Below are 19,443 nucleotides of genomic sequence, written 5' to 3' on the forward strand. Positions count from 1 at the left end.
GGTGCTTCCACCACACTCCGACTCGACACACTCCAGGGAACCCGCACATGACGATTGACGATCTGCCCCGCATCTTCGATGTGCCGAAGGGACTGTCCGACGGCGTCGGCATCACCGCGGTGCCTCACCTCGGGGTCACATCGCAGGTGATAAGCACCGGGTTTGTCGTACGGTCCAACGAGCCACCGACAGCGACGGTGGAGGTCGGTAACCCGCATCCGGTGACCGGGGCGATCTTCGGATCTGTCACCGCGGTCGACCAGGGCAATGGTGCGACCAGCTACGGGCCCACGCTGTTCACGACCGCCAAGGGCGGGTTGGTGTCGGTCGGTGCGACGTCGGGTCACTTCACCTATACGCCGTCGGTGCAGGCGCGTCAGTTCGCGCGGGTCAGCGCGGAACCCTCAGATCAGGTCGACACGTTCACCGTCACCGTCACCGATCTCTACGGACGGCACGTCGATGTCGAGGTGACCGTGGGCATCCTCGTTGCCGGCGTGCCACCCTCCGGTGCGGCGACCGTGTCCTTGCCCGCCGAGAGCGGGGTGGTGACCGGCTGGATCGAAGGTGCCGCGTGGGACGGTGGCAAGCTCACCTTCAGCCTGCAGAATTCCTCGAATCCCGCTGACTCCACCGCTGAATCCGCGTACTCGGAAAAGGGCGGGCTGGTTCGACTCGACACCGTCAGTGGACAGTTCACGTTCGTTCCCCGCATCTCCACCGCTGCCATCCCCGGCCTGGACACCGACCGGTTCGTCGTCACCGCGATCGACGCCCACGGCGGCACCGCCGATATCGTGGTGCGGCCACTGGCACATTTGCGATTGCAAGCCGAAACCGTCGGCACGGCGCCCGATGTCCAGTGGGGAAGACTCGCGATCGCCGCCGCCGCGAACGGCCCCATCGGATTCAGCCTTGGTCGGCCCCCCAAGAAGGGCGCCGCTCGGGTCGACGTCGACGGCTCCTACGTCTACACACGCACTCCCGGCCTGGGACACGGCATCACCGCCGATGACTCGTTCACCATCATCGGCACCGACGACTTCGGACGCTCCATCACGGTCGCAACCGTCGAGGTGTGCCCGCCGCTCGCCGACATGTCGCCCGTCACCGGCCGCGCACAGATCACCGAGTCGGCGGTCAACACCGCCGGTGTGCAGACCACCCGCGGGCGTATCGTCGCGATCGCGGCCGACGGGCGCCCGGTGCGGGTCGACGGCGGGGGATTACCCGGCAACACCGTCATCTCCGCCAAGGGCAGCACGGTGACGGTCAACGAGGACGGCACGTTCACCTACTCCACCGCCCTGAACACCACGATCGGGCATGCCGCGGCCGCGGCGACGGCGCTCGCGGCCGACAAGCTGGACCATTTCACCGTCACCGCCGAGGACGGCACCCTGGTGGTGGTGCCCATTCATCTGCTCCCGCACAATCGGCTGCCCGTGCAATCCACTGTCGGCGGCAGCGGACGGCTCGGCCTGCTCAAGACCGCTTCCTGGACCACCACGGTGGCCGATCCCGACGGTGACGACATCACTTTCACCATTGTCCAGGCCAACCCTCGCGGCACGGTCTCGGTGCACCGCACCCGGACAGGCGCATTCCAGGTGGACTACACGTCGACCTCGGGTAGATGCGGCAGGTTCCACCCGAGCGAGACCTTCGTGGTGCGGTACTTCGACGGCCACGTCTGCCCGGACGGATCACCGTCCTGTGTGAGCGTGACCTACACGTTCTGAGGCTGCGGCCTCGCGTTGTCGCCCGCCGATCCCGCTGGGGACCGGCGGGCAATAACTGCTGGGGGGCCGTGGTTCATACTGGTGTAACTGTCCGTCCTGCGCAGCTGCTGCCGCGGGATGGGCGCAGACGAACTGATGAAGGTGGCACAGACATGTTTCGGCCAGCGATGACGAGGCGACGATGACACGGCTGGATTCCGTCGAAAGGGCGGTAGCCGACATCGCGGCGGGTAAGGCGGTCGTGGTCATCGATGACGAAGACCGCGAGAACGAGGGCGACCTGATCTTCGCCGCGGAGAAGGCCACTCCCGAGCTCGTGGCCTTCATGGTGCGCTACACCTCCGGGTACCTCTGTGTGCCCCTCGACGGCGCCATCTGCGACCGGCTGGGCCTGTTGCCGATGTATGCGGTCAACCAGGACAAGCACGGCACCGCCTACACCGTGACCGTCGATGCCAAGAAGGACGTCGGAACCGGTATCTCGGCCTCCGACCGTGCCACCACGATGCGTGTGCTGGCCGATCCGACGGCAGTCGCCGAGGACTTCACCAAACCCGGCCACGTGGTGCCGCTGCGCGCCAAGGACGGCGGCGTGCTGCGCCGTCCCGGTCACACCGAGGCCGCCGTCGACCTGGCCAGGCTGGCAGGCCTGCAGCCCGCCGGCGCGATCTGCGAGATCGTCAGCCAGAAGGACGAAGGCTCGATGGCGCAGACCGACGAGCTGCGGGTCTTCGCCGACGATCACGGGCTCGCGCTGATCTCCATCGCCGACCTCATCGAATGGCGGCGCAAGCACGAGAAGCACATCGAACGCGTCGCCGAGGCCCGCATCCCCACCCGCCATGGCGAGTTCCGGGCGGTCGGCTACACCTCCATCTACGAGGATGTCGAGCATGTCGCGCTGGTGCGCGGCGACATCTCCGGGCCCGAATTCGACGGTCACGACGTGCTGGTCCGCGTGCACTCCGAGTGCCTGACCGGCGACGTTTTCGGCTCGCAGCGCTGTGATTGCGGCCCCCAGTTGGACGCCGCGATGGCAATGGTGGCGCAGGAAGGGCGCGGCATCGTGCTGTACATGCGCGGGCACGAAGGCCGCGGAATCGGCCTGCTGCACAAGCTGCAGGCCTATCAGTTGCAGGATGCCGGCGCCGATACCGTCGACGCGAATCTGGAACTCGGCCTGCCTGCCGACGCTCGCGACTACGGCATCGGTGCCCAGATCCTCGTGGACCTCGGTGTGCGGTCGATGCGCTTGTTGACCAACAATCCGGCCAAGCGGGTGGGCCTGGACGGGTACGGCCTGCACATCACCGAGCGGGTGCCGCTGCCGGTGCGGGCGAACGCCGAGAACATCCGTTATCTGATGACCAAGCGGGACCGGATGGGCCACGACCTGACCGGTCTGGAGGATTACGACCAGGCTCAGCCCGGTGGAGCGCTGTGAGCGGGCATACCGGTGCCATCCCGGACCTGCCGGATGTGGACGCCTCGACGGTGTCGCTGGGCATCGTGGTGAGCACCTGGCATGCCACCATCTGTGATGCGTTGCTCGACGGTGCACTGCGCGCCGCAGGCAAGCTCGGGGTGACCGACCCGGCGGTCGTGCGGGTGCACGGCGCCATCGAGATTCCGGTGGTCGCGCAGGCCCTCGCTGCCAAGTACGACGCCGTCGTCGCGTTGGGCGTCGTGATCAGGGGCGAGACACCGCATTTCGACTATGTCTGTGATGCGGTGACCCAGGGCCTCACGCGGGTGTCGCTTGATCTGTCCACCCCGGTGGCCAACGGCGTGTTGACCACCAATACCGAGCAGCAGGCGCTCGCCCGGGCCGGACTGCCCCAGTCGACCGAGGACAAGGGTGCTCAGGCCGCCGCCGCGGCGCTGTCGACTGCGCTGGTGCTGCGCGACCTCGCGTCATGACCCGGTCGAGCGACCATCAGGACTGGGACCTGCAGGTCCGACCGCATCTGACGCCGTATTTCGTCTACGGCGCTGCCTTCCTGATCGCCGCGGCCCACATCACCGTGGGATTCCTGTTGAAGGTCGGGTCCAGCGGTGTGGTGTTCCGTACCGCCGATCAGGTGGGCATCGCGGCGGTGGGTCTGGTGATCGCATCCTGTGTGCTGCTCCTGGCGCGCCCACGGTTACGCGTCGGGCCCGCCGGTATCGCCGTGCGTAACGCCTTGGGCTACAAACTGATTGCCTGGCCCGACGTCGTGGACGTGTCCTTCCCGCCCGGTGCGCGCTGGGCGCGTATCGACTTGGCCGACGACGAGTACACCGCGGCGATGGCGATCCAGGCCGTCGACAAGGAGCGCGCGGTGGTGGCCATGGATCAGGTGCGCACGCTCATGCGCCGCTATCAGAACGAGATCAATTCACCGTCAGCGTCATCGTGACCTCTGGCGCGTCATCACCCGCGTCGGCATCGCCGGCCACCATGGTGAACCCGAGGCTGTCGTAGACCGCCAAGGCCGGGGCGTTGTCGCGGTGGACGCGCAAGTTGACGCGGTGCACTCGCTGGCTGCGCGCCCAGTCGACCGCCCCGGCGACCAGGGTGCGACCGAGCCCGCGGCCCCGTGCCGTCGGATCCAGCCACAACGAGTACAGGTACACCGATTCCGGACCCTGGCGCTGGGCACCGATCAGGCCTACCGCCCGGTTGTCGATGACGAGCGCGAACTGGGCGTGTGCGCGTAGCCGGCGGCGCCACTGCGCGGCGGTGAACGTGCTCTCGTGCCGATAGTGCGGACTACGGTCGCCCAACGAATCGGTGAGCGCCCGCAGTCGCATACCGGCGAACGCGCGCCAGTCCGTCTCGGTGAGCCGGGTCACGCGCGCCTGCCCCATGCCCATGGCTCCAGTATCACAGTCAGACGCTCGGGTAGGATCGACAAGTCGATGAGTACCTTGGATTTCGTATCAGCCTCGGCTGACGGTATCGCCGATGCCGGCGTGCCGCTCGTCACCGCACCGACCCTGATCTCGGGTCTGGGCTCGCACCCCGCTCTGACGGCACCGCTGATCGTCGGACGTCCACCGGCGACCGCGTTGATCTGGCGCAGACTGGCTGCGGTGGCCGACTTCTACGGCACCGATATCCCCGCCGAGGACGCCTTGGCCGATACCCTGGACGATCTGCTCGCCCGGGCCGACGCCGGTGCCGTGCTTGCCGCCGAAGTGCTGGTCGTGCCGATCCACGGACGAACCCAATTCCTGGTCTCCGGCGCCACGATCGACCCCCACCGCGACGAACCCGTTGCTTTGGATGTGCGGCCCTACCGCCCGGTGCCGCAATGGCGCCGGATCGCGGTCGACACGACCAGCCGGGCCGCCGATGATCTCGCCTGCCGGGAACTGGCGGCCGCCGGATTTGTCGACGTGGCCGACGCGCAGGGGGACCGGATCGGGCGGCCACAGTGCGGTGCGCTGATCTTCGACACCGAGCGGGGCCGCGTCGGGACCGGTGCCGACGTGCTCGATCTGTTGATCGCGGCCGGGCTGGCCGATGAGCTGCCCCGCACCGACGAGCCGGTCGATATCGGCAATGCCGTCGCCGCGTGGTTTGTCTCGCCGCGATTCGAAATCCATCCGGTGACCGCCATCGGCGATCGCCGATTCGAGGTGAATGCATGACGTTCCGGCCGGAGTCCTTCGACGCGTTGGTGATCGACGGCTACTCGTTCACAGCGGGCACGCTCTCGCTGGGCTACACCCTGCGCGGACCGGAGCCGATGACGTTCGCCGAGGTGATCGACTTCGGCGAGACCCTCGGCGGCGCCCAGCCGCATCCGCTGCTGGCCCGACTGCTCGCCCTCACCTGTGCGCTGAGCTACTACAAGGCCGCCGCACCCCCGCGGATCGAGATCGCCTTCGGTACGCACGAGTTCGAGAAGCACTATCTGCGCACCCTGATCGAGGGCGGGCTCGGGGAATTCGCGTATCGAAACGACCTTCCCGCGGCGCTGACCCCGCAGGTCGACGGGCCTCCGGCGGCTGACGTGCCGGTCACCGATGACTTCGACGCCGATGCCACACCGCTGGTGCCGGTCGGCGGTGGCAAGGATTCGGTCGTCAGCATCGAGGCGTTGCGTGGTCACGGGGTGACCCCGATGCTGTTCAGCGTCAACCGGTATGACCCCATCGACCGGTGCATCGAGGTCAGCGGACTGAGCAGCGTGCACGTGCGGCGCCGCATCGATCGGGCGCTCATCGAGGCCAACGCGAACGGTGCTCACAACGGCCATGTGCCGGTGACGGCCATCAACAGTGTGATCGGCCTGATCGTCGCGCAGGCCAACGGATTCGGGCCCGTCGTGCTGTCCAACGAGCGCTCCTCCAACATCGGCAACATCGAGTGGCTGGGCCGCGATATCAACCACCAATGGTCCAAGAGCCTGGCCTACGAGACACTGTTGCGCGACACCCTGACGCGACACGGATTCGCGCCCGACCGTTACTTCTCGCTGCTGCGCGGCTTGTCCGAATCCGAGATCGCCGACCGCTTCGCCCGCTGCGCCGAATATTTCGACGTGTTCACCAGCTGTAACCGACTGTTCGCACTCGACCCGGCCAAGCGGGCGACCTCCTGGTGCGGCGTCTGTCCGAAATGTCAGTTCGTCTTCGTGCTGCTGGCTCCGCGACTGGGCCGGCCCACGCTGGAGCGGATCTTCGGACGCAACCTGTTCGACGACACCGGCCACAGTGCGGGTTTCGCCGACATCCTCGGCATCGGGGTGCACAAACCGTTCGAATGCGTGGGGGAGTACTACGAGGCCGCCGAGGCGATGCTGGCGGTGCTCGACGACCCGCAATGGCAGGATCTGCCGCTGGTGGTCGAGTTCGGCCGCCACCGCGATGCCCTCGCCGCGGTCGCCGTCGACCACGACTCCGGACCCGCGCGCCATCACGTGCCCGACCGTTATGCGATGTTGCTCGATGATTGAGCTTTCCGGGCGCATCGTCGGTATCTGGGGGCTGGGCAAGGAAGGGCTCTCGATGGCCCGGACGGCGTCCGCCCACGGTGCCGAGCGCATCATCGCGGTGGATGACCGGTCCATCGACGGCAGCGCGCCGGATATCGAGCGGCTGACCGTCCACTACGGTCCCGATGCGCCGAACACGCTGCGGGACACCGATATCGTGTTCGTCAGTCCCGGCGTCCCATGGCAACATCCGATCTTCCAGGACATGCGGCACAACGGCCCGCCGGTATCCAGTGCGGCCGACTGGTACATGACCCGCCACGGCGCCCAGACCATCGGCGTCACCGGCACCAAGGGCAAGAGCACCACGGCGTCGTTCCTGGCCCACCTGCTGGCCGGTCTCGGTGTGCAGGCAGTCGCGGCCGGCAATATCGGCACACCGCTTTCGGATCTGTCCCCGGCGGCCGGGCAATGGGTGGTGGCCGAGCTGTCCAGCCAGCAATGCGCGCTACTGAGCACCTCACCTGCGGTGGCCGTGATCACCAACCTCTACCAGGACCATCTGGACTGGCACGGCGACATTGCGTCCTACTACTCGGCCAAGGCTGCCGTGTTCGCCCGCGGCGCAAGGGTTCTGATCACCACCGCCGGGGTGACGTCCGCGCTGCGCGGCGTCGGCGTCGAGGAATTCCCGCCGGTGCACGAGCTGTCGACGACGGATGTGTATCGACCGGCGGGTGACTCGGTTTTGGCGTACCCGCACAACGCGATCAATGCCGCGCTGGCCGCTGCTGCGGCCGCCGAGGTCCTCGGCAGGCCGGTGACCGAAGCCGAGATCGACTCCGCGGCAGCCAACTTCACCGGGCTGCCGCACCGACTGCAGACGGTGCGTACCGCGGCGGGCAGGCGCTGGATCGACGACACGCTGGCCACTACCGGGGAGAGTGTGGTGGCCGCATTGTCGGCGATGCCTGCCGACTGCCGTATCGCGCTGATCGTGGGTGGGATGGACAGATCGCTCGATTACCGGCAGATCGATGAGTTCCTGCGTGCGGGTACCCGCGATGTCACCCTGATCCAGGCTCCCACCAACGGAGCACTGATCGGGGCCGGTTTCGCCGGGGCTCATCCTGACCGCGTCCACCGGGTCGAGGGCCTGCAGGAGGCGGTGCAGGTGGCCGCCGGACTGCCCGGCATCGACGTCGTGCTGCTGTCACCAGGGGCGGCCAGCTACGACCTCTACCGCAACTACGAGGCCAAAGGCGCAGCATTCTGCGCTGTCATCGACAGCCTCTAACCTGGACCTGTGCCAGACCCCGCGACCTACCGCCCGGCGCCGGGTTCGATTCCTGTCGAACCCGGTGTCTATCGGTTCCGCGACCCGCACGGCCGGGTGATCTACGTGGGCAAGGCCAAGAGCCTGCGCAGCCGCCTCAACTCCTACTTCGCCGACCTGTCGGCGCTGGCGCCGCGGACGCGCCAGATGGTCACGACTGCGGGCAGCGTCGAGTGGACCGTGGTGAGCACCGAGGTCGAGGCGCTTCAGCTGGAGTACAACTGGATCAAGGAGTTCGATCCTCGGTTCAACATCCGCTACCGCGACGACAAGTCCTATCCGGTGCTGGCGGTCACACTCAACGAGGAGTATCCGCGGCTGTTCGTCTACCGCGGCCCGCGCCGCAAGGGTGTCCGCTACTTCGGTCCCTACGCGCACGCCTGGGCGATCCGAGAGACGCTGGACCTGTTGACCCGGGTGTTCCCCGCCCGCACCTGCTCGGGCGGGGTCTTCAAACGACACAGCCAAATCGACCGGCCGTGCCTGCTCGGGTACATCGACAAGTGTTCGGCGCCGTGTGTGGGCAAGGTGGACGCCGCCGCCCACCGCAAGATCGTCGAGGACTTCTGCGACTTCCTTGCCGGTAAGACCGACCGGTTGGTGCGTGATCTGGAAAAGCAGATGAACTCCGCGGCAGAGGATCTGGACTTCGAGCGTGCGGCCAGATTGCGTGATGACATCGGGGCGCTCCGGCGGGCGCTGGAGAAACAGACCGTCGTGTTCGGCGACGGCACCGACGCCGATGTGGTGGCCTTCGCCGACGACGAGCTGGAAGCTGCTGTGCAGGTGTTCCACGTGCGCGGCGGTCGGGTGCGGGGGCAGCGGGGGTGGGTGCTCGAGAAGGCTTCGGAGCCGGAGGCGACCAGTGTTGCGGAGCCGGAGGCGACCGGTGTTGCGGAGCCGGAGGCGACCGGTGTTGCGGCGACCGGTAACTCGGGACAGGCGTACCTGGTCGAGCAGTTCCTCACCCAGTTCTACGGTGACCAGGCCGAATTGGGTGCCGGCGGTGCCGGCACCGTGTCCACGGATGAGGCCACCACACCGGTGCCGCGCGAGGTGCTGGTGCCGGTGTTACCGGACAACGCCGAAGAATTGACCACCTGGCTGAGCGAACTGCGCGGCTCGCGGGTCCGGTTGCGGGTCCCGGTGCGCGGCGACAAGAAGGCGCTCGCCGAGACGGTGCACCGCAACGCGAAGGAGGCGCTTGCCCAGCACAAGCTCAAGCGCGCTGGTGATTTCAACGCGAGATCTGCTGCGCTGCAGAGCATTCAGGACTTCTTGGAGCTCTCCGACGCGCCGCTGCGCATCGAATGTGTCGATATCAGCCATGTGCAGGGCACCGACGTGGTCGCGTCGCTTGTCGTGTTCGAGGACGGCCTGCCGCGAAAATCCGACTACCGGCACTACGCCATCCGAGAGGCAGCCGGCGACGGGAGATCCGATGACGTCGCCTCGATCGCCGAGGTGACCCGCCGCCGGTTCGCCCGCCACGTCGCCGATATCGAACAACCGATGGTGGCCGAAGGTAAATCCCGCAGATTCGCCTACCCGCCGAACCTGTTCGTGGTCGACGGTGGCGCGCCGCAGGTCAATGCCGCCCAGGCCGTCCTCGACGATCTGGGGATCACCGATGTCGCGGTGATCGGGTTGGCCAAGCGGCTCGAGGAGGTCTGGGTCCCGAACGAGCCCGATCCGGTGATCATGCCGCGCACCAGCGAGGGGCTCTACCTGCTCCAGCGCATCCGCGATGAGGCGCACCGGTTCGCCATCACCTTCCATCGCAGCAAGCGGTCCAAGCGGATGACGGCCTCGGCGCTGGACTCGGTGCGAGGACTCGGGGAGCACCGTCGCAAGGCGCTGGTGACGCACTTCGGTTCGTTGGCTCGGCTGCGGGCGGCGAGTGTCGCGGAGATCACCGCGGTACCAGGTATCGGGGTGGCCACGGCCGAGGCCGTCCTTGCGGCGCTGGCCGGTGACGCCCCGGTCGTTTCGGACCCACCGGGAGCCGATGTGAACAATGATCGTGACGAGACGGCATATGACGCGGCCGCGCCGGCCGGGCAGACCGCGTCAGATACGACTACGGCAGATACGACTACGGCAGATACAACTACGGCAGATACAACTACGTCAGATACAACTACGTCAGATACAACTACGGGGTGACGAACCAGGGCATGAGCGAAGAATCAGGAATCGACGTCGTCCTGGTCACCGGATTGTCCGGTGCCGGCCGGGGCACCGCCGCCAAGGTGCTCGAGGATCTCGGCTGGTATGTCGCCGACAACCTGCCCCCGGAGCTGATCGCCCGGATGGTCGATCTGGGGCTGGACGCGGGGTCGCGGATCACCCAGCTCGCGCTGGTGATGGATGTCCGCTCGCGTGGTTTCACCGGCGACCTCGACTCGGTGCGCAACGAATTGGCGACCCGGGGGATCACCCCGCGTGTGCTGTTCATGGAGGCCGCCGACGACATCCTCGTGCGTCGGTACGAGCAGAACCGCCGGAGTCATCCGTTGCAGGGCAACCAGACCCTTGCCGAGGGCATCGCCGCCGAGCGCACGATGCTGGCCCCGGTCCGGGCGAGCGCGGATCTGGTGATCGACACCTCGAAGCTCGCGGTACCCGCGCTACGCGAGAGCATCGAGCGCGCGTTCGGGGGTGAGGCGGTCGCCGAGACCAATGTCACCGTCGAGTCCTTCGGCTACAAGTACGGCCTGCCGATGGACGCCGATACCGTCATGGACGTCCGGTTCCTGCCCAACCCCCACTGGGTGGACGAGTTGCGACCGCACACGGGCCAACATCCGGCGGTTCGGGATTTCGTGCTCGGGCAGGACGGGGCCGCCGAGTTCCTGGACACCTACCATCGACTGCTTGGCGTCGTCATCGACGGTTACCGCCGGGAGGGAAAGCGCTACATGACGGTGGCCATCGGTTGCACCGGCGGCAAGCATCGCAGCGTGGCGATCGCCGAAGCGCTCGCCGGGCTGCTGCAGGAGGGTGACGCGAACTTGACGGTACGGGCACTGCACCGTGACCTGGGACGCGAGTGAGAGTCACGTCATGAGCTCACCGCGCATCGTCGCCCTCGGCGGAGGGCACGGTCTGTATGCGACGCTGTCGGCTGCCAGACGGCTCAGCCCGCACGTGACCGCCGTCGTCACCGTCGCCGACGACGGCGGGTCGTCGGGCCGGCTACGCAGCGAACTGGACGTCATCCCGCCGGGTGATCTGCGAATGGCGTTGGCGGCGTTGGCCTCCGACAGCCCGCATGGCCGCCTGTGGGCGACGATCATCCAACACCGGTTCGGCGGTAGCGGCGCATTGGCCGGACACCCCATCGGAAACCTGCTGCTCGCGGGTCTGAGCGAGGTACTCGCCGATCCGGTGGCCGCGCTCGACGAGCTGGGTCGCATCCTGGACCTCAAGGGTCGCGTGCTGCCGATGTGCCCCGTGGCGCTGCAGATCGAGGCCGACGTGGCGGGCCTGGAATCCGACCCGCGGATGTTCCGGGTGATCCGCGGACAGGTGGCGGTCGCCACCACCGTCGGGCAGGTGCGCCGGGTGCGGCTGCTGCCCGGCGACCCGCCGGCGACCAGACAGGCCGTGGACGCCATCATGGCCGCCGACCTGGTGGTGCTCGGCCCCGGCTCGTGGTTCACCAGCGTCATCCCGCACGTGCTGGTTCCCGGACTGGCCGCGGCGCTCAATGCCACCACCGCGCGGCGGGCGCTGGTACTCAACCTGGCCGCCGAGCCGGGGGAGACCGCCGGGTTCTCCGCCGAGCGGCACATCCATGTCCTGGCCCAGCACGCACCGGGCTTCCGTGTCGACGAGATCATCATCGACTCCTGCCGGGTGCCCAGCGACCGTGAGCGCGAGCAACTGGTGCGGACCGCGGCACTTTTGGGTGCTCAAGTAGAGTTTGCCGACGTTTCCCGACCTGGTACACAGTTACATGACCCGTCGATGCTGGCCGCCGCGCTGGAAGGTGTGCGGGTGCGTGGACCGCAGCCCGGCGTCATCGGCGAGCAACCGACAACCCCCGCGCCGGTCCGGCCGGGCGACCTGCGACATGGAGAACACGGGCAGCGATCAATGAACGCACCAAGGGGGGACGACTCGTGGCGATGACGGCCGAGGTCAAGGACGAGCTGAGTCGTCTGGTCGTGAGCTCGGTCAGCGCACGCCGCGCCGAGGTGTCGGCGCTGCTGCGGTTCGCGGGGGGCCTGCACATCGTGGCGGGCCGGGTCGTGGTGGAGGCCGAGGTGGATCTCGGCATCATCGCCCGCCGCCTGCGCAAGGACATCTACGACCTGTACGGCTACAACGCCGTGGTCCACGTCCTGTCGGCCAGCGGCATCCGCAAGAGCACCCGGTATGTGGTTCGGGTGGCCAAGGACGGGGAGGCCCTGGCCCGCCAGACCGGGCTGCTGGACCTGCGCGGCCGACCGGTGCGCGGGCTGCCGGCCCAGGTGGTCGGCGGCAGCGTCGCCGATGCCGAAGCCGCTTGGCGCGGAGCGTTTTTGGCCCACGGTTCACTGACGGAACCGGGGCGTTCCTCGGCGCTGGAAGTCAGCTGCCCCGGCCCGGAGGCCGCCCTGGCTCTCGTCGGCGCGGCCCGTCGTCTCGGGATCAGCGCAAAGGCCAGGGAGGTGCGCGGCAGCGACCGCGTCGTGGTGCGCGACGGAGAGGCTATCGGCGCCCTGCTCACCAGGATGGGCGCGCAGGACACCAGGCTGACCTGGGAGGAACGGCGGATGCGCCGTGAGGTCCGGGCCACCGCCAACCGGCTGGCGAATTTCGATGATGCCAACCTGCGCCGCTCGGCCAGGGCCGCCGTCGCTGCCGCCGCTCGGGTGGAGCGCGCGCTGGACATCCTCGGGGACACCGTGCCGGATCACCTGGCCCAGGCCGGCCGGCTTCGGGTGGAGCACCGGCAGGCATCCCTGGAGGAACTGGGCCGGCTTGCCGAGCCGCCGATGACCAAAGACGCCGTGGCAGGCCGGATTCGGCGGCTGTTGTCGATGGCGGATCGGAAGGCGAAACAGGACGGTATCCCCGATACCGAGTCCGCGGTCACACCGGATCTTCTCGACGAGGCCTGACCTGTCCTGGGCCCATGAGTGCCCGATCCCGACAGAGGGGCGTCGTCCGCGATGAAGTTGATTGTCGAGCTGATCCGCCCCTACCGGTGGATGGTGGCGGGCATCTTCGGGGTACTGCTGATCCAGATCGCGACGGGCCTGGCCGCGCCGTGGCCGCTCAAGGTCGTCCTCGACAGCGTGATCGGCGACCGCCCGCTGCCCGGCTGGCTGCACGGGTTGCTGCAACCCGTGCTCGGCGGCGAGAGCAGGATGCACATCGCCGGACTCGCCGCGATCATGGTGCTCGTCATCGCAGTGGTCGCCGCGATCGCGTCCTACGTGGCCAATTACCTGACCGAGACGGTCGGTCAGCGCATCGGCAACGATCTGCGGACCCGCGCCTATCACCACCTCCAACAGCTGTCGCTGAACTACTTCGACACCCATCGGGTCGGGCCGATCCTGAGCACACTCACCGATGACGTCGACACCATTCAGGGGTTCGCATCGGCTTCCACGCTGGGTATCGCGACCGACCTGCTGACCATCGTCGGCATGTTGGCCATGATGCTGTGGTTGCAGTGGGATTTCACGCTCATCGCGCTCGCCGTCGCACCGCTGCTGCTGCTGTTCGTATCCCGGATCCGCAAGGCCGTCAAGGTGGCGACCCACGAGGTACGTCGTCGGGAGTCCGACATCGTGGCGGTCGCCGAGGAAGGCCTGCAGTCCATCCGGGTGGTGAAGGCGTTCGATCGCGAGGAACTGCAGGAGCGCCAGCTGGCCGTCGTCGGGCAGCAGGCGGTGGATGCCGCACTCAACGCCCGCCGGGTGAAGTCGGTGGTCTCGCCGATCGTCGCGGTGGTCGTGGCGGCCTGCACCGCCGTGGTGCTGTGGCGGGGATCGGCGCTCATCCTGGCCGGCGCCATGACCGCAGGCACGCTGACCGTGTTCATCTCCTACCTGGCTTCGTTCTTCAAGCCCGTACAAGATCTGGCCAAGCTCACCAACACCATCGCCATGGCATCGGTCGGTGTGGAGCGTGTCAACGAACTGTTGACCGCCGAGGCCACCGTCGAGGAGAAGGTCGATGCGGTCGAGCCCGCCCGTATCCGTGGCGCGATCGCCTTCGACCGGGTCGCGTTCAGCTACGACGCCGAAACACCCGTCCTGCGTGATGTGACCTTCGATGTGCAGCCCGGACAGTTGGTCGGCGTCGTCGGGCACACCGGCAGCGGGAAGTCGAGTCTGGTCAGCCTCATCCCGCGGTTCTACGACCCGAGCATGGGAACCGTGCGCATCGACGGGGTGGATGTGCGCGATTACAAGCTGCACGAACTACGCCGCCAGATCGCCTACGTCCTGCAGGACACGGTGCTGTTCCGCGGAACCATCCGGGACAACATCGCCTTCGGCAGGCCCGACGCCGGACACGATGAGATCGTCGAGGCGGCGAAGCTGGCCAACGCCCACGAGTTCATCTCCGATATGCCGCAGGGGTACGACAGCGCGGTCGGGGAGCGCGGCATGACCCTGTCCGGCGGCCAGCGCCAGCGCATCGGTATCGCCCGCGCGCTGATCCGCGACAGCCCGATACTGATCCTCGACGAACCGACAGCGGCGTTGGACGCCGAGTCCGAACGGCTGGTGATGACGGCGCTGCAACGCTTGATGGCGGACCGTACCGTCATCACGATCGCCCACCGACTCAGCACCATTCGAGATTCGGACAAGATCGTGGTGCTCGAAGAGGGCAGGGTCGTCGAACAGGGCACCCACGAAGAACTGCTCACCGCGCGTGGTCGCTATGCCGACCTGCACCGCATCCAGTACGAGGACGATGCACCATGAACCGTTCGCTGATCATCCTGCCCGACGACTCGGCGCAGCCGGTGCTCGATGCGATACACGGCGCCACCCGGTCGGTCCGGATCAAGATGTTCGCCTTCACCCACGACGCCCTCCTGCAAGCGGTAGTGGCCGCGCACCGTCGCGGCGTGCAGGTCAAGGTGATGCTCAATCCCGAACGTCGCGACGGTGAGACCGACAACGACGCCGCTCGGGAGGCCTTGGAGCGGTTCGGGATCGAGGTCCGGGCCAGCAGTCCGGCCTTCGACCTCACCCATGAGAAGTCGATGGTCATCGATGACGAGCACGCATTCGTCGAGTCGCTGAACTGGACGCACGAGAATTTCACCCACACCCGCGACTACGCGGTGGTCACCCCCAGCGCCTACGAAGTGGCCGAGATCATCGATTGTTTCGAGGCGGACTGGGCGCGGGAGGACTTCGATCCCGGCGACGGCGCGCACCTGATCTGGTGCCCCGCCAACGGCAGGCACCGTATCGCCGATTTCATCGACAGCGCCCAACACACCCTGTTCCTGCAGAACGAGCGGTATCAGGACCCCGTCATCATCGAGCGGCTGGTGCGCGCCAAACGCCGCGGGGTCAAGGTGCATGTCATGGCCCGCGCCGCGCACCATCTCAAGGACGGAAAGCTGGTCGAAGGTGTCAGCGGCATGCGGATCCTCGACGATGTCGGCATCAAGATCCACCGTCTGAAACACATGAAACTGCACGCCAAGATGATTTTGGCCGATCATGAACGGGCCGTCGTCGGCTCCATCAACTTCACGCCGGGCAGTTTCGATCACCGCCGCGAACTGGCGATCGAGGTGACCGACCACCAGATCACCAGTCGTCTCAACGAGGTGGCCCACCACGACTGGAAACACTCCGAGCGGATGGACCTCAGCGATGCCGGGCTGATCGCGGATCTGACCGGTCGCGACCCGCGCGACATCGATCAACTGGCATTGCACGAGCCGGAGGACCGAGCGCCCATCTGACCAGCGTGCACACGCTCACACCGGCACCACTAGGCTGGTGGGCGAGCAGTTCACCGCGATTTTTCCCACAACCGCGATTTCCCCACAACTAGGAGAGACACGTGACCATCCGGGTAGGCGTTAACGGCTTCGGTCGAATCGGACGCAACTTCTTCCGCGCCCTCGACGCGCAGAAGGCGGCGGGCAAGAACACCGACATCGAGATCGTCGCTGTCAACGACCTGACCTCGAACGCGACGCTGGCGCACCTGCTGAAGTTCGACTCGATCCTCGGCCGGCTGCCCTACGACGTCAGCCTGGAGGGCGAGGACACGATCGTCGTCGGCGACCAGAAGATCAAGGCGCTCTCGGTCAAGGAAGGCCCGTCGGCGCTGCCGTGGGGCGACCTCGGCGTCGACGTCGTGGTCGAGTCGACCGGCATCTTCACCAAGCGTGACAAGGCGCAGGGCCACCTCGACGCCGGTGCCAAGAAGGTCATCATCTCCGCGCCCGCCAGCGACGAGGACATCACCATCGTGCTCGGCGTGAACGAGGACAAGTACGACGGCAGCCAGAACATCATCTCCAACGCGTCGTGCACCACCAACTGCCTCGGTCCGCTGGCCAAGGTCCTCAACGACGAGTTCGGCATCGTCAAGGGCCTGATGACCACCATCCACGCCTACACCCAGGACCAGAACCTGCAGGACGGCCCGCACAGCGATCTGCGCCGTGCCCGCGCCGCCGCCATCAACATCGTGCCGACCTCGACCGGTGCGGCCAAGGCCATCGGCCTGGTGCTTCCCGAGCTGAAGGGCAAGCTGGACGGCTACGCCCTGCGGGTGCCGATCCCCACGGGCTCGGTCACCGACCTGACCGCCGAGCTGAAGAAGTCGGCGACCGCCGACGAGATCAACGCCGCCATGAAGGCCGCGGCCGAGGGCAAGCTCAAGGGCATCCTGAAGTACTACGACGCCCCGATCGTCTCCAGCGATATCGTCACCGACCCGCACAGCTCGCTGTTCGACGCCGGACTGACCAAGGTCATCGACAACCAGGCCAAGGTCGTCTCCTGGTACGACAACGAGTGGGGCTACTCCAACCGCCTCGCCGATCTGGTTGCGCTGGTCGGTAAGTCGCTGTAGTTCGCGATCATGGCGATCAAATCACTGTCTGACCTGCTCGCCGAAGGTGTTGAAGGTCGGGGCGTCCTGGTGCGCTCCGACCTCAACGTCCCCCTCGACGACGGCGGGAACATCACCGATCCGGGGCGCATCATCGCCTCGGTCCCGACGCTGAAGGCGCTCGCCGAGGCCGGTGCCAAGGTCGTGGTGACCGCGCACCTGGGCCGCCCCAAGGGCGAGCCGGATCCGAAGTTCTCCCTCGCCCCCGTCGCGGCGGCGTTGGGGGAGCGCCTCGGCCGCCACGTGCAGCTGGCCGGCGATGTCGTCGGCACCGATGCGCTGGCCCGCGCCGAGGGCCTCACCGACGGTGATGTGCTGCTGCTGGAGAACATCCGCTTCGACGCGCGCGAGACCAGCAAGGACGATGCCGAGCGGCTCGCGCTGGCCAAGGCGCTCGCCGGACTGGTCGAGGCCGCCGACGGAACCCCCGGTGCGTTCGTCTCCGACGGGTTCGGTGTCGTGCACCGCAAGCAGGCCTCGGTGTATGACGTCGCCACGCTGCTGCCGCACTATGCGGGCACGCTGGTCGACACCGAGGTCAAGGTGCTCGAGCAGCTGACGAGCTCGACCGAGCGGCCGTACGCCGTGGTGCTCGGCGGATCCAAGGTCTCCGACAAGCTTGCGGTGATCGAGAACCTGGCCACCAAGGCCGACAGCATTGTCATCGGTGGTGGCATGTGCTTCACGTTCCTTGCCGCACAGGGCGTTTCGGTCGGTTCCTCGCTGTTGCAGGAGGAGATGATCGATACGTGTAAGAAGCTGCTGGAGACCTACGGTGACGTGATCCACCTGCCCGTGGACATCGTGGCGGCCGACAAGTTCGCCGCTGATGCCGCGGCCGAGACGGTGGCCGCCGACCAGATCCCCGACGGCAAGATGGGCCTGGACATCGGGCCCGAGTCGGTCAAGCGGTTCAGTGCGCTGTTGTCCAACGCCAGGACGGTGTTCTGGAACGGCCCGATGGGTGTCTTCGAGTTCGAGGCGTTCTCGGCGGGCACCAAGGGTGTCGCCGAGGCCATCATCGGGGCCACCGGCAAGGGTGCGTTCAGCGTCGTCGGCGGTGGCGATTCCGCGGCCGCGGTGCGCCTGCTGGGTCTGCCCGAGGACGGCTTCTCGCACATCTCGACCGGCGGCGGGGCGTCGCTGGAGTATCTGGAGGGCAAGACCCTCCCCGGTATTGACGTTCTGGAGGCGTGAGACATGGCACGTAAGCCGCTGATCGCCGGCAACTGGAAGATGAACCTCAATCACTTCGAGGCCATCGCCTTGGTGCAGAAGATCGCATTCGCCTTGCCGGACAAGTACTTCGACAAGGTCGACGTGACCGTCATCCCGCCGTTCACCGATCTGCGCAGTGTGCAGACGTTGGTCGACGGGGACAAGCTGCGGCTCACCTACGGCGCGCAGGACGTCTCGCAGCACGACTCGGGTGCCTACACCGGTGAGATCAGCGGCGCGTTCCTGGCCAAGCTCGGTGTCACCTTCGCCGTCGTCGGTCACTCCGAGCGGCGCACCTACCACGGTGAGACCGACGAGCTGGTGGCCGCCAAGGCTGCCGCCGCGCTCAAGCACGGCCTCACCCCGATCGTGTGCATCGGTGAATCGCTGGAGGTCCGCGAGGCAGGCAACCACGTCGAGTTCAACGTGGAATCGCTGCGTGGCTCCCTGGCTGGGCTCAAGGCCGACCAGATCGCCCAGGTCGTCATCGCCTACGAGCCCGTCTGGGCTATCGGCACCGGCCGGGTGGCCAGCGCGGCCGACGCGCAGGAAGTGTGCGCTGCGATCCGGGCCGAGCTGGCCGAACTGGCCTCCAAGGAGGTCGCGGCGACGGTGCGGGTGCTCTACGGCGGTTCCGTCAACGCCAAGAACGTCGGCGAGATCGTCGGGCAGACCGACGTCGACGGCGCGTTGATCGGCGGTGCCTCACTGGACGGTGAGCAGTTCGCCACCCTGTCGGCCATCGCGGCCGGCGGGCCCCTGCCCTGATCTGCCCTGATCGCGAGGTGATTTCGGTGAGATTCCGTGCGGCTGGAGCACGTTTTCGCACCGAAATCACCTCCGTGTAGGCTGACCGGCATGGAACTCGCCCTGCAGATCGTGCTTGTCATCACCAGTCTGTTGACGGTGTTGCTGGTACTGCTGCACCGCGCCAAGGGCGGCGGCCTGTCCACCCTCTTCGGCGGTGGCGTGCAGTCCAGCCTGTCCGGGTCGACCATCGTCGAGAAGAACCTCGACCGGTTGACCCTCTTCGTCATCGGCATCTGGCTGGTGTCGATCGTGGGCATGGCGCTGCGCATCAAATACAACGCCTGATCGGTGGGGTGGTGACCCCCGGCTC

General features: G+C 67.2%; 18 protein-coding genes. 17 read left to right on the plus strand and 1 reads right to left on the minus strand.

The window, feature by feature from the left end; genetic code table 11:
* Window positions 1-47 precede the first annotated feature (47 nt).
* The 4 genes from FBY28_RS24615 (at window position 48) to FBY28_RS24630 (ending at window position 4,141) form a co-directional block, all read left to right on the plus strand.
* Window positions 48-1,742 (plus strand): VCBS domain-containing protein, encoded by a 1,695-nt coding sequence (locus FBY28_RS24615; RefSeq protein WP_160145527.1) that lies wholly within the window; start codon window positions 48-50, stop codon window positions 1,740-1,742.
* 181 nt (window positions 1,743-1,923) lie between these two features.
* Window positions 1,924-3,186 (plus strand): bifunctional 3,4-dihydroxy-2-butanone-4-phosphate synthase/GTP cyclohydrolase II, encoded by a 1,263-nt coding sequence (locus tag FBY28_RS24620; protein ID WP_019513470.1) that lies wholly within the window; start codon window positions 1,924-1,926, stop codon window positions 3,184-3,186.
* On the plus strand, window positions 3,183-3,662 hold the full coding sequence (gene ribH / locus FBY28_RS24625; RefSeq protein ID WP_019513469.1) for a 6,7-dimethyl-8-ribityllumazine synthase: 480 nt from the start codon (window positions 3,183-3,185) through the stop codon (window positions 3,660-3,662). Before FBY28_RS24620 ends, ribH begins: the two co-directional genes overlap by 4 nt.
* On the plus strand, window positions 3,659-4,141 hold the full coding sequence (locus tag FBY28_RS24630; RefSeq protein ID WP_141869778.1) for a PH domain-containing protein: 483 nt from the start codon (window positions 3,659-3,661) through the stop codon (window positions 4,139-4,141). The genes ribH and FBY28_RS24630 overlap by 4 nt, the downstream gene beginning before the upstream one ends.
* Here the strand turns inward: FBY28_RS24630 and FBY28_RS24635 are convergent.
* Window positions 4,116-4,598, minus strand: a complete 483-nt coding sequence (locus tag FBY28_RS24635) for a GNAT family N-acetyltransferase (protein ID WP_141869779.1) — start codon at window positions 4,596-4,598, stop codon at window positions 4,116-4,118. The genes FBY28_RS24630 and FBY28_RS24635 overlap by 26 nt on opposite strands.
* 45 nt (window positions 4,599-4,643) lie before the next feature.
* Between FBY28_RS24635 and FBY28_RS24640 the strand changes: the two genes are divergently transcribed.
* The 13 genes from FBY28_RS24640 (at window position 4,644) to secG (ending at window position 19,418) form a co-directional block, all read left to right on the plus strand.
* A complete protein-coding gene (locus FBY28_RS24640; protein WP_141869780.1) occupies window positions 4,644-5,378 on the plus strand; it encodes a hypothetical protein in 735 nt (244 codons plus the stop codon).
* Entirely contained in the window at window positions 5,375-6,688 is a 1,314-nt protein-coding gene (locus tag FBY28_RS24645; protein ID WP_141869781.1) for a MurL-like N-terminal domain-containing, read from the plus strand. Before FBY28_RS24640 ends, FBY28_RS24645 begins: the two co-directional genes overlap by 4 nt.
* Complete coding sequence (gene murD / locus FBY28_RS24650) at window positions 6,681-7,964, plus strand: UDP-N-acetylmuramoyl-L-alanine--D-glutamate ligase (protein WP_141869782.1); 1,284 nt, start codon at window positions 6,681-6,683, stop codon at window positions 7,962-7,964. Before FBY28_RS24645 ends, murD begins: the two co-directional genes overlap by 8 nt.
* A gap of 9 nt (window positions 7,965-7,973) precedes the next feature.
* The gene (uvrC, locus tag FBY28_RS24655; protein WP_141869783.1) at window positions 7,974-10,169 is read left to right on the plus strand and encodes an excinuclease ABC subunit UvrC; all 2,196 of its coding nucleotides are present in this window, start codon (window positions 7,974-7,976) and stop codon (window positions 10,167-10,169) included.
* An 11-nt stretch (window positions 10,170-10,180) separates the two neighbouring features.
* The gene (rapZ, locus tag FBY28_RS24660; RefSeq protein ID WP_141869784.1) at window positions 10,181-11,059 is read left to right on the plus strand and encodes an RNase adapter RapZ; all 879 of its coding nucleotides are present in this window, start codon (window positions 10,181-10,183) and stop codon (window positions 11,057-11,059) included.
* A gap of 10 nt (window positions 11,060-11,069) precedes the next feature.
* The gene (locus tag FBY28_RS24665) at window positions 11,070-12,140 is read left to right on the plus strand and encodes a gluconeogenesis factor YvcK family protein (protein WP_141869785.1); all 1,071 of its coding nucleotides are present in this window, start codon (window positions 11,070-11,072) and stop codon (window positions 12,138-12,140) included.
* Window positions 12,131-13,114 carry a DNA-binding protein WhiA gene (gene whiA / locus FBY28_RS24670; RefSeq protein WP_019513460.1) on the plus strand — a complete coding sequence of 328 codons (984 nt, stop codon included), beginning with the start codon at window positions 12,131-12,133 and terminating at the stop codon, window positions 13,112-13,114. Before FBY28_RS24665 ends, whiA begins: the two co-directional genes overlap by 10 nt.
* Window positions 13,115-13,165: 51 nt before the next feature.
* Window positions 13,166-14,941, plus strand: a complete 1,776-nt coding sequence (locus tag FBY28_RS24675; RefSeq protein WP_141869786.1) for an ABC transporter ATP-binding protein — start codon at window positions 13,166-13,168, stop codon at window positions 14,939-14,941.
* Complete coding sequence (locus FBY28_RS24680; RefSeq protein ID WP_141869787.1) at window positions 14,938-15,942, plus strand: phospholipase D-like domain-containing protein; 1,005 nt, start codon at window positions 14,938-14,940, stop codon at window positions 15,940-15,942. Before FBY28_RS24675 ends, FBY28_RS24680 begins: the two co-directional genes overlap by 4 nt.
* A 101-nt stretch (window positions 15,943-16,043) precedes the next feature.
* Window positions 16,044-17,066 (plus strand): type I glyceraldehyde-3-phosphate dehydrogenase, encoded by a 1,023-nt coding sequence (gap, locus tag FBY28_RS24685; RefSeq protein WP_019513457.1) that lies wholly within the window; start codon window positions 16,044-16,046, stop codon window positions 17,064-17,066.
* Window positions 17,067-17,075: 9 nt separating this feature from the next.
* Window positions 17,076-18,302, plus strand: coding sequence for a phosphoglycerate kinase (locus tag FBY28_RS24690; RefSeq protein WP_141869788.1), 1,227 nt, complete (start codon window positions 17,076-17,078; stop codon window positions 18,300-18,302).
* A 3-nt stretch (window positions 18,303-18,305) separates the two neighbouring features.
* Window positions 18,306-19,091 (plus strand): triose-phosphate isomerase, encoded by a 786-nt coding sequence (gene tpiA / locus FBY28_RS24695; protein ID WP_141869789.1) that lies wholly within the window; start codon window positions 18,306-18,308, stop codon window positions 19,089-19,091.
* Between the two features lie 90 nt (window positions 19,092-19,181).
* On the plus strand, window positions 19,182-19,418 hold the full coding sequence (gene secG / locus FBY28_RS24700; protein WP_019513454.1) for a preprotein translocase subunit SecG: 237 nt from the start codon (window positions 19,182-19,184) through the stop codon (window positions 19,416-19,418).
* Window positions 19,419-19,443: the final 25 nt, after the last annotated feature.

The organism is Arthrobacter sp. SLBN-53 (genome assembly GCF_006715585.1).
Lineage (GTDB): Bacteria > Actinomycetota > Actinomycetes > Mycobacteriales > Mycobacteriaceae > Mycobacterium > Mycobacterium neoaurum_A.

What these genes read in the sequence shown, in the direction of transcription:
- FBY28_RS24615 (WP_160145527.1), top strand. Translation starts at nt 48, where the DNA reads ATGACGATTGACGATCTGCCCCGCATCTTCGATGTGCCGAAGGGACTG.
- FBY28_RS24620 (WP_019513470.1), top strand. Translation starts at nt 1,924, where the DNA reads ATGACACGGCTGGATTCCGTCGAAAGGGCGGTAGCCGACATCGCGGCG.
- FBY28_RS24630 (WP_141869778.1), top strand. Translation starts at nt 3,659, where the DNA reads ATGACCCGGTCGAGCGACCATCAGGACTGGGACCTGCAGGTCCGACCG.
- FBY28_RS24635 (WP_141869779.1), bottom strand. Translation starts at nt 4,598, where the DNA reads ATGGGCATGGGGCAGGCGCGCGTGACCCGGCTCACCGAGACGGACTGG.
- FBY28_RS24640 (WP_141869780.1), top strand. Translation starts at nt 4,644, where the DNA reads ATGAGTACCTTGGATTTCGTATCAGCCTCGGCTGACGGTATCGCCGAT.
- FBY28_RS24645 (WP_141869781.1), top strand. Translation starts at nt 5,375, where the DNA reads ATGACGTTCCGGCCGGAGTCCTTCGACGCGTTGGTGATCGACGGCTAC.
- murD (WP_141869782.1), top strand. Translation starts at nt 6,681, where the DNA reads ATGATTGAGCTTTCCGGGCGCATCGTCGGTATCTGGGGGCTGGGCAAG.
- rapZ (WP_141869784.1), top strand. Translation starts at nt 10,181, where the DNA reads ATGAGCGAAGAATCAGGAATCGACGTCGTCCTGGTCACCGGATTGTCC.
- FBY28_RS24665 (WP_141869785.1), top strand. Translation starts at nt 11,070, where the DNA reads ATGAGCTCACCGCGCATCGTCGCCCTCGGCGGAGGGCACGGTCTGTAT.
- FBY28_RS24675 (WP_141869786.1), top strand. Translation starts at nt 13,166, where the DNA reads ATGAAGTTGATTGTCGAGCTGATCCGCCCCTACCGGTGGATGGTGGCG.
- FBY28_RS24680 (WP_141869787.1), top strand. Translation starts at nt 14,938, where the DNA reads ATGAACCGTTCGCTGATCATCCTGCCCGACGACTCGGCGCAGCCGGTG.
- FBY28_RS24690 (WP_141869788.1), top strand. Translation starts at nt 17,076, where the DNA reads ATGGCGATCAAATCACTGTCTGACCTGCTCGCCGAAGGTGTTGAAGGT.
- tpiA (WP_141869789.1), top strand. Translation starts at nt 18,306, where the DNA reads ATGGCACGTAAGCCGCTGATCGCCGGCAACTGGAAGATGAACCTCAAT.
- secG (WP_019513454.1), top strand. Translation starts at nt 19,182, where the DNA reads ATGGAACTCGCCCTGCAGATCGTGCTTGTCATCACCAGTCTGTTGACG.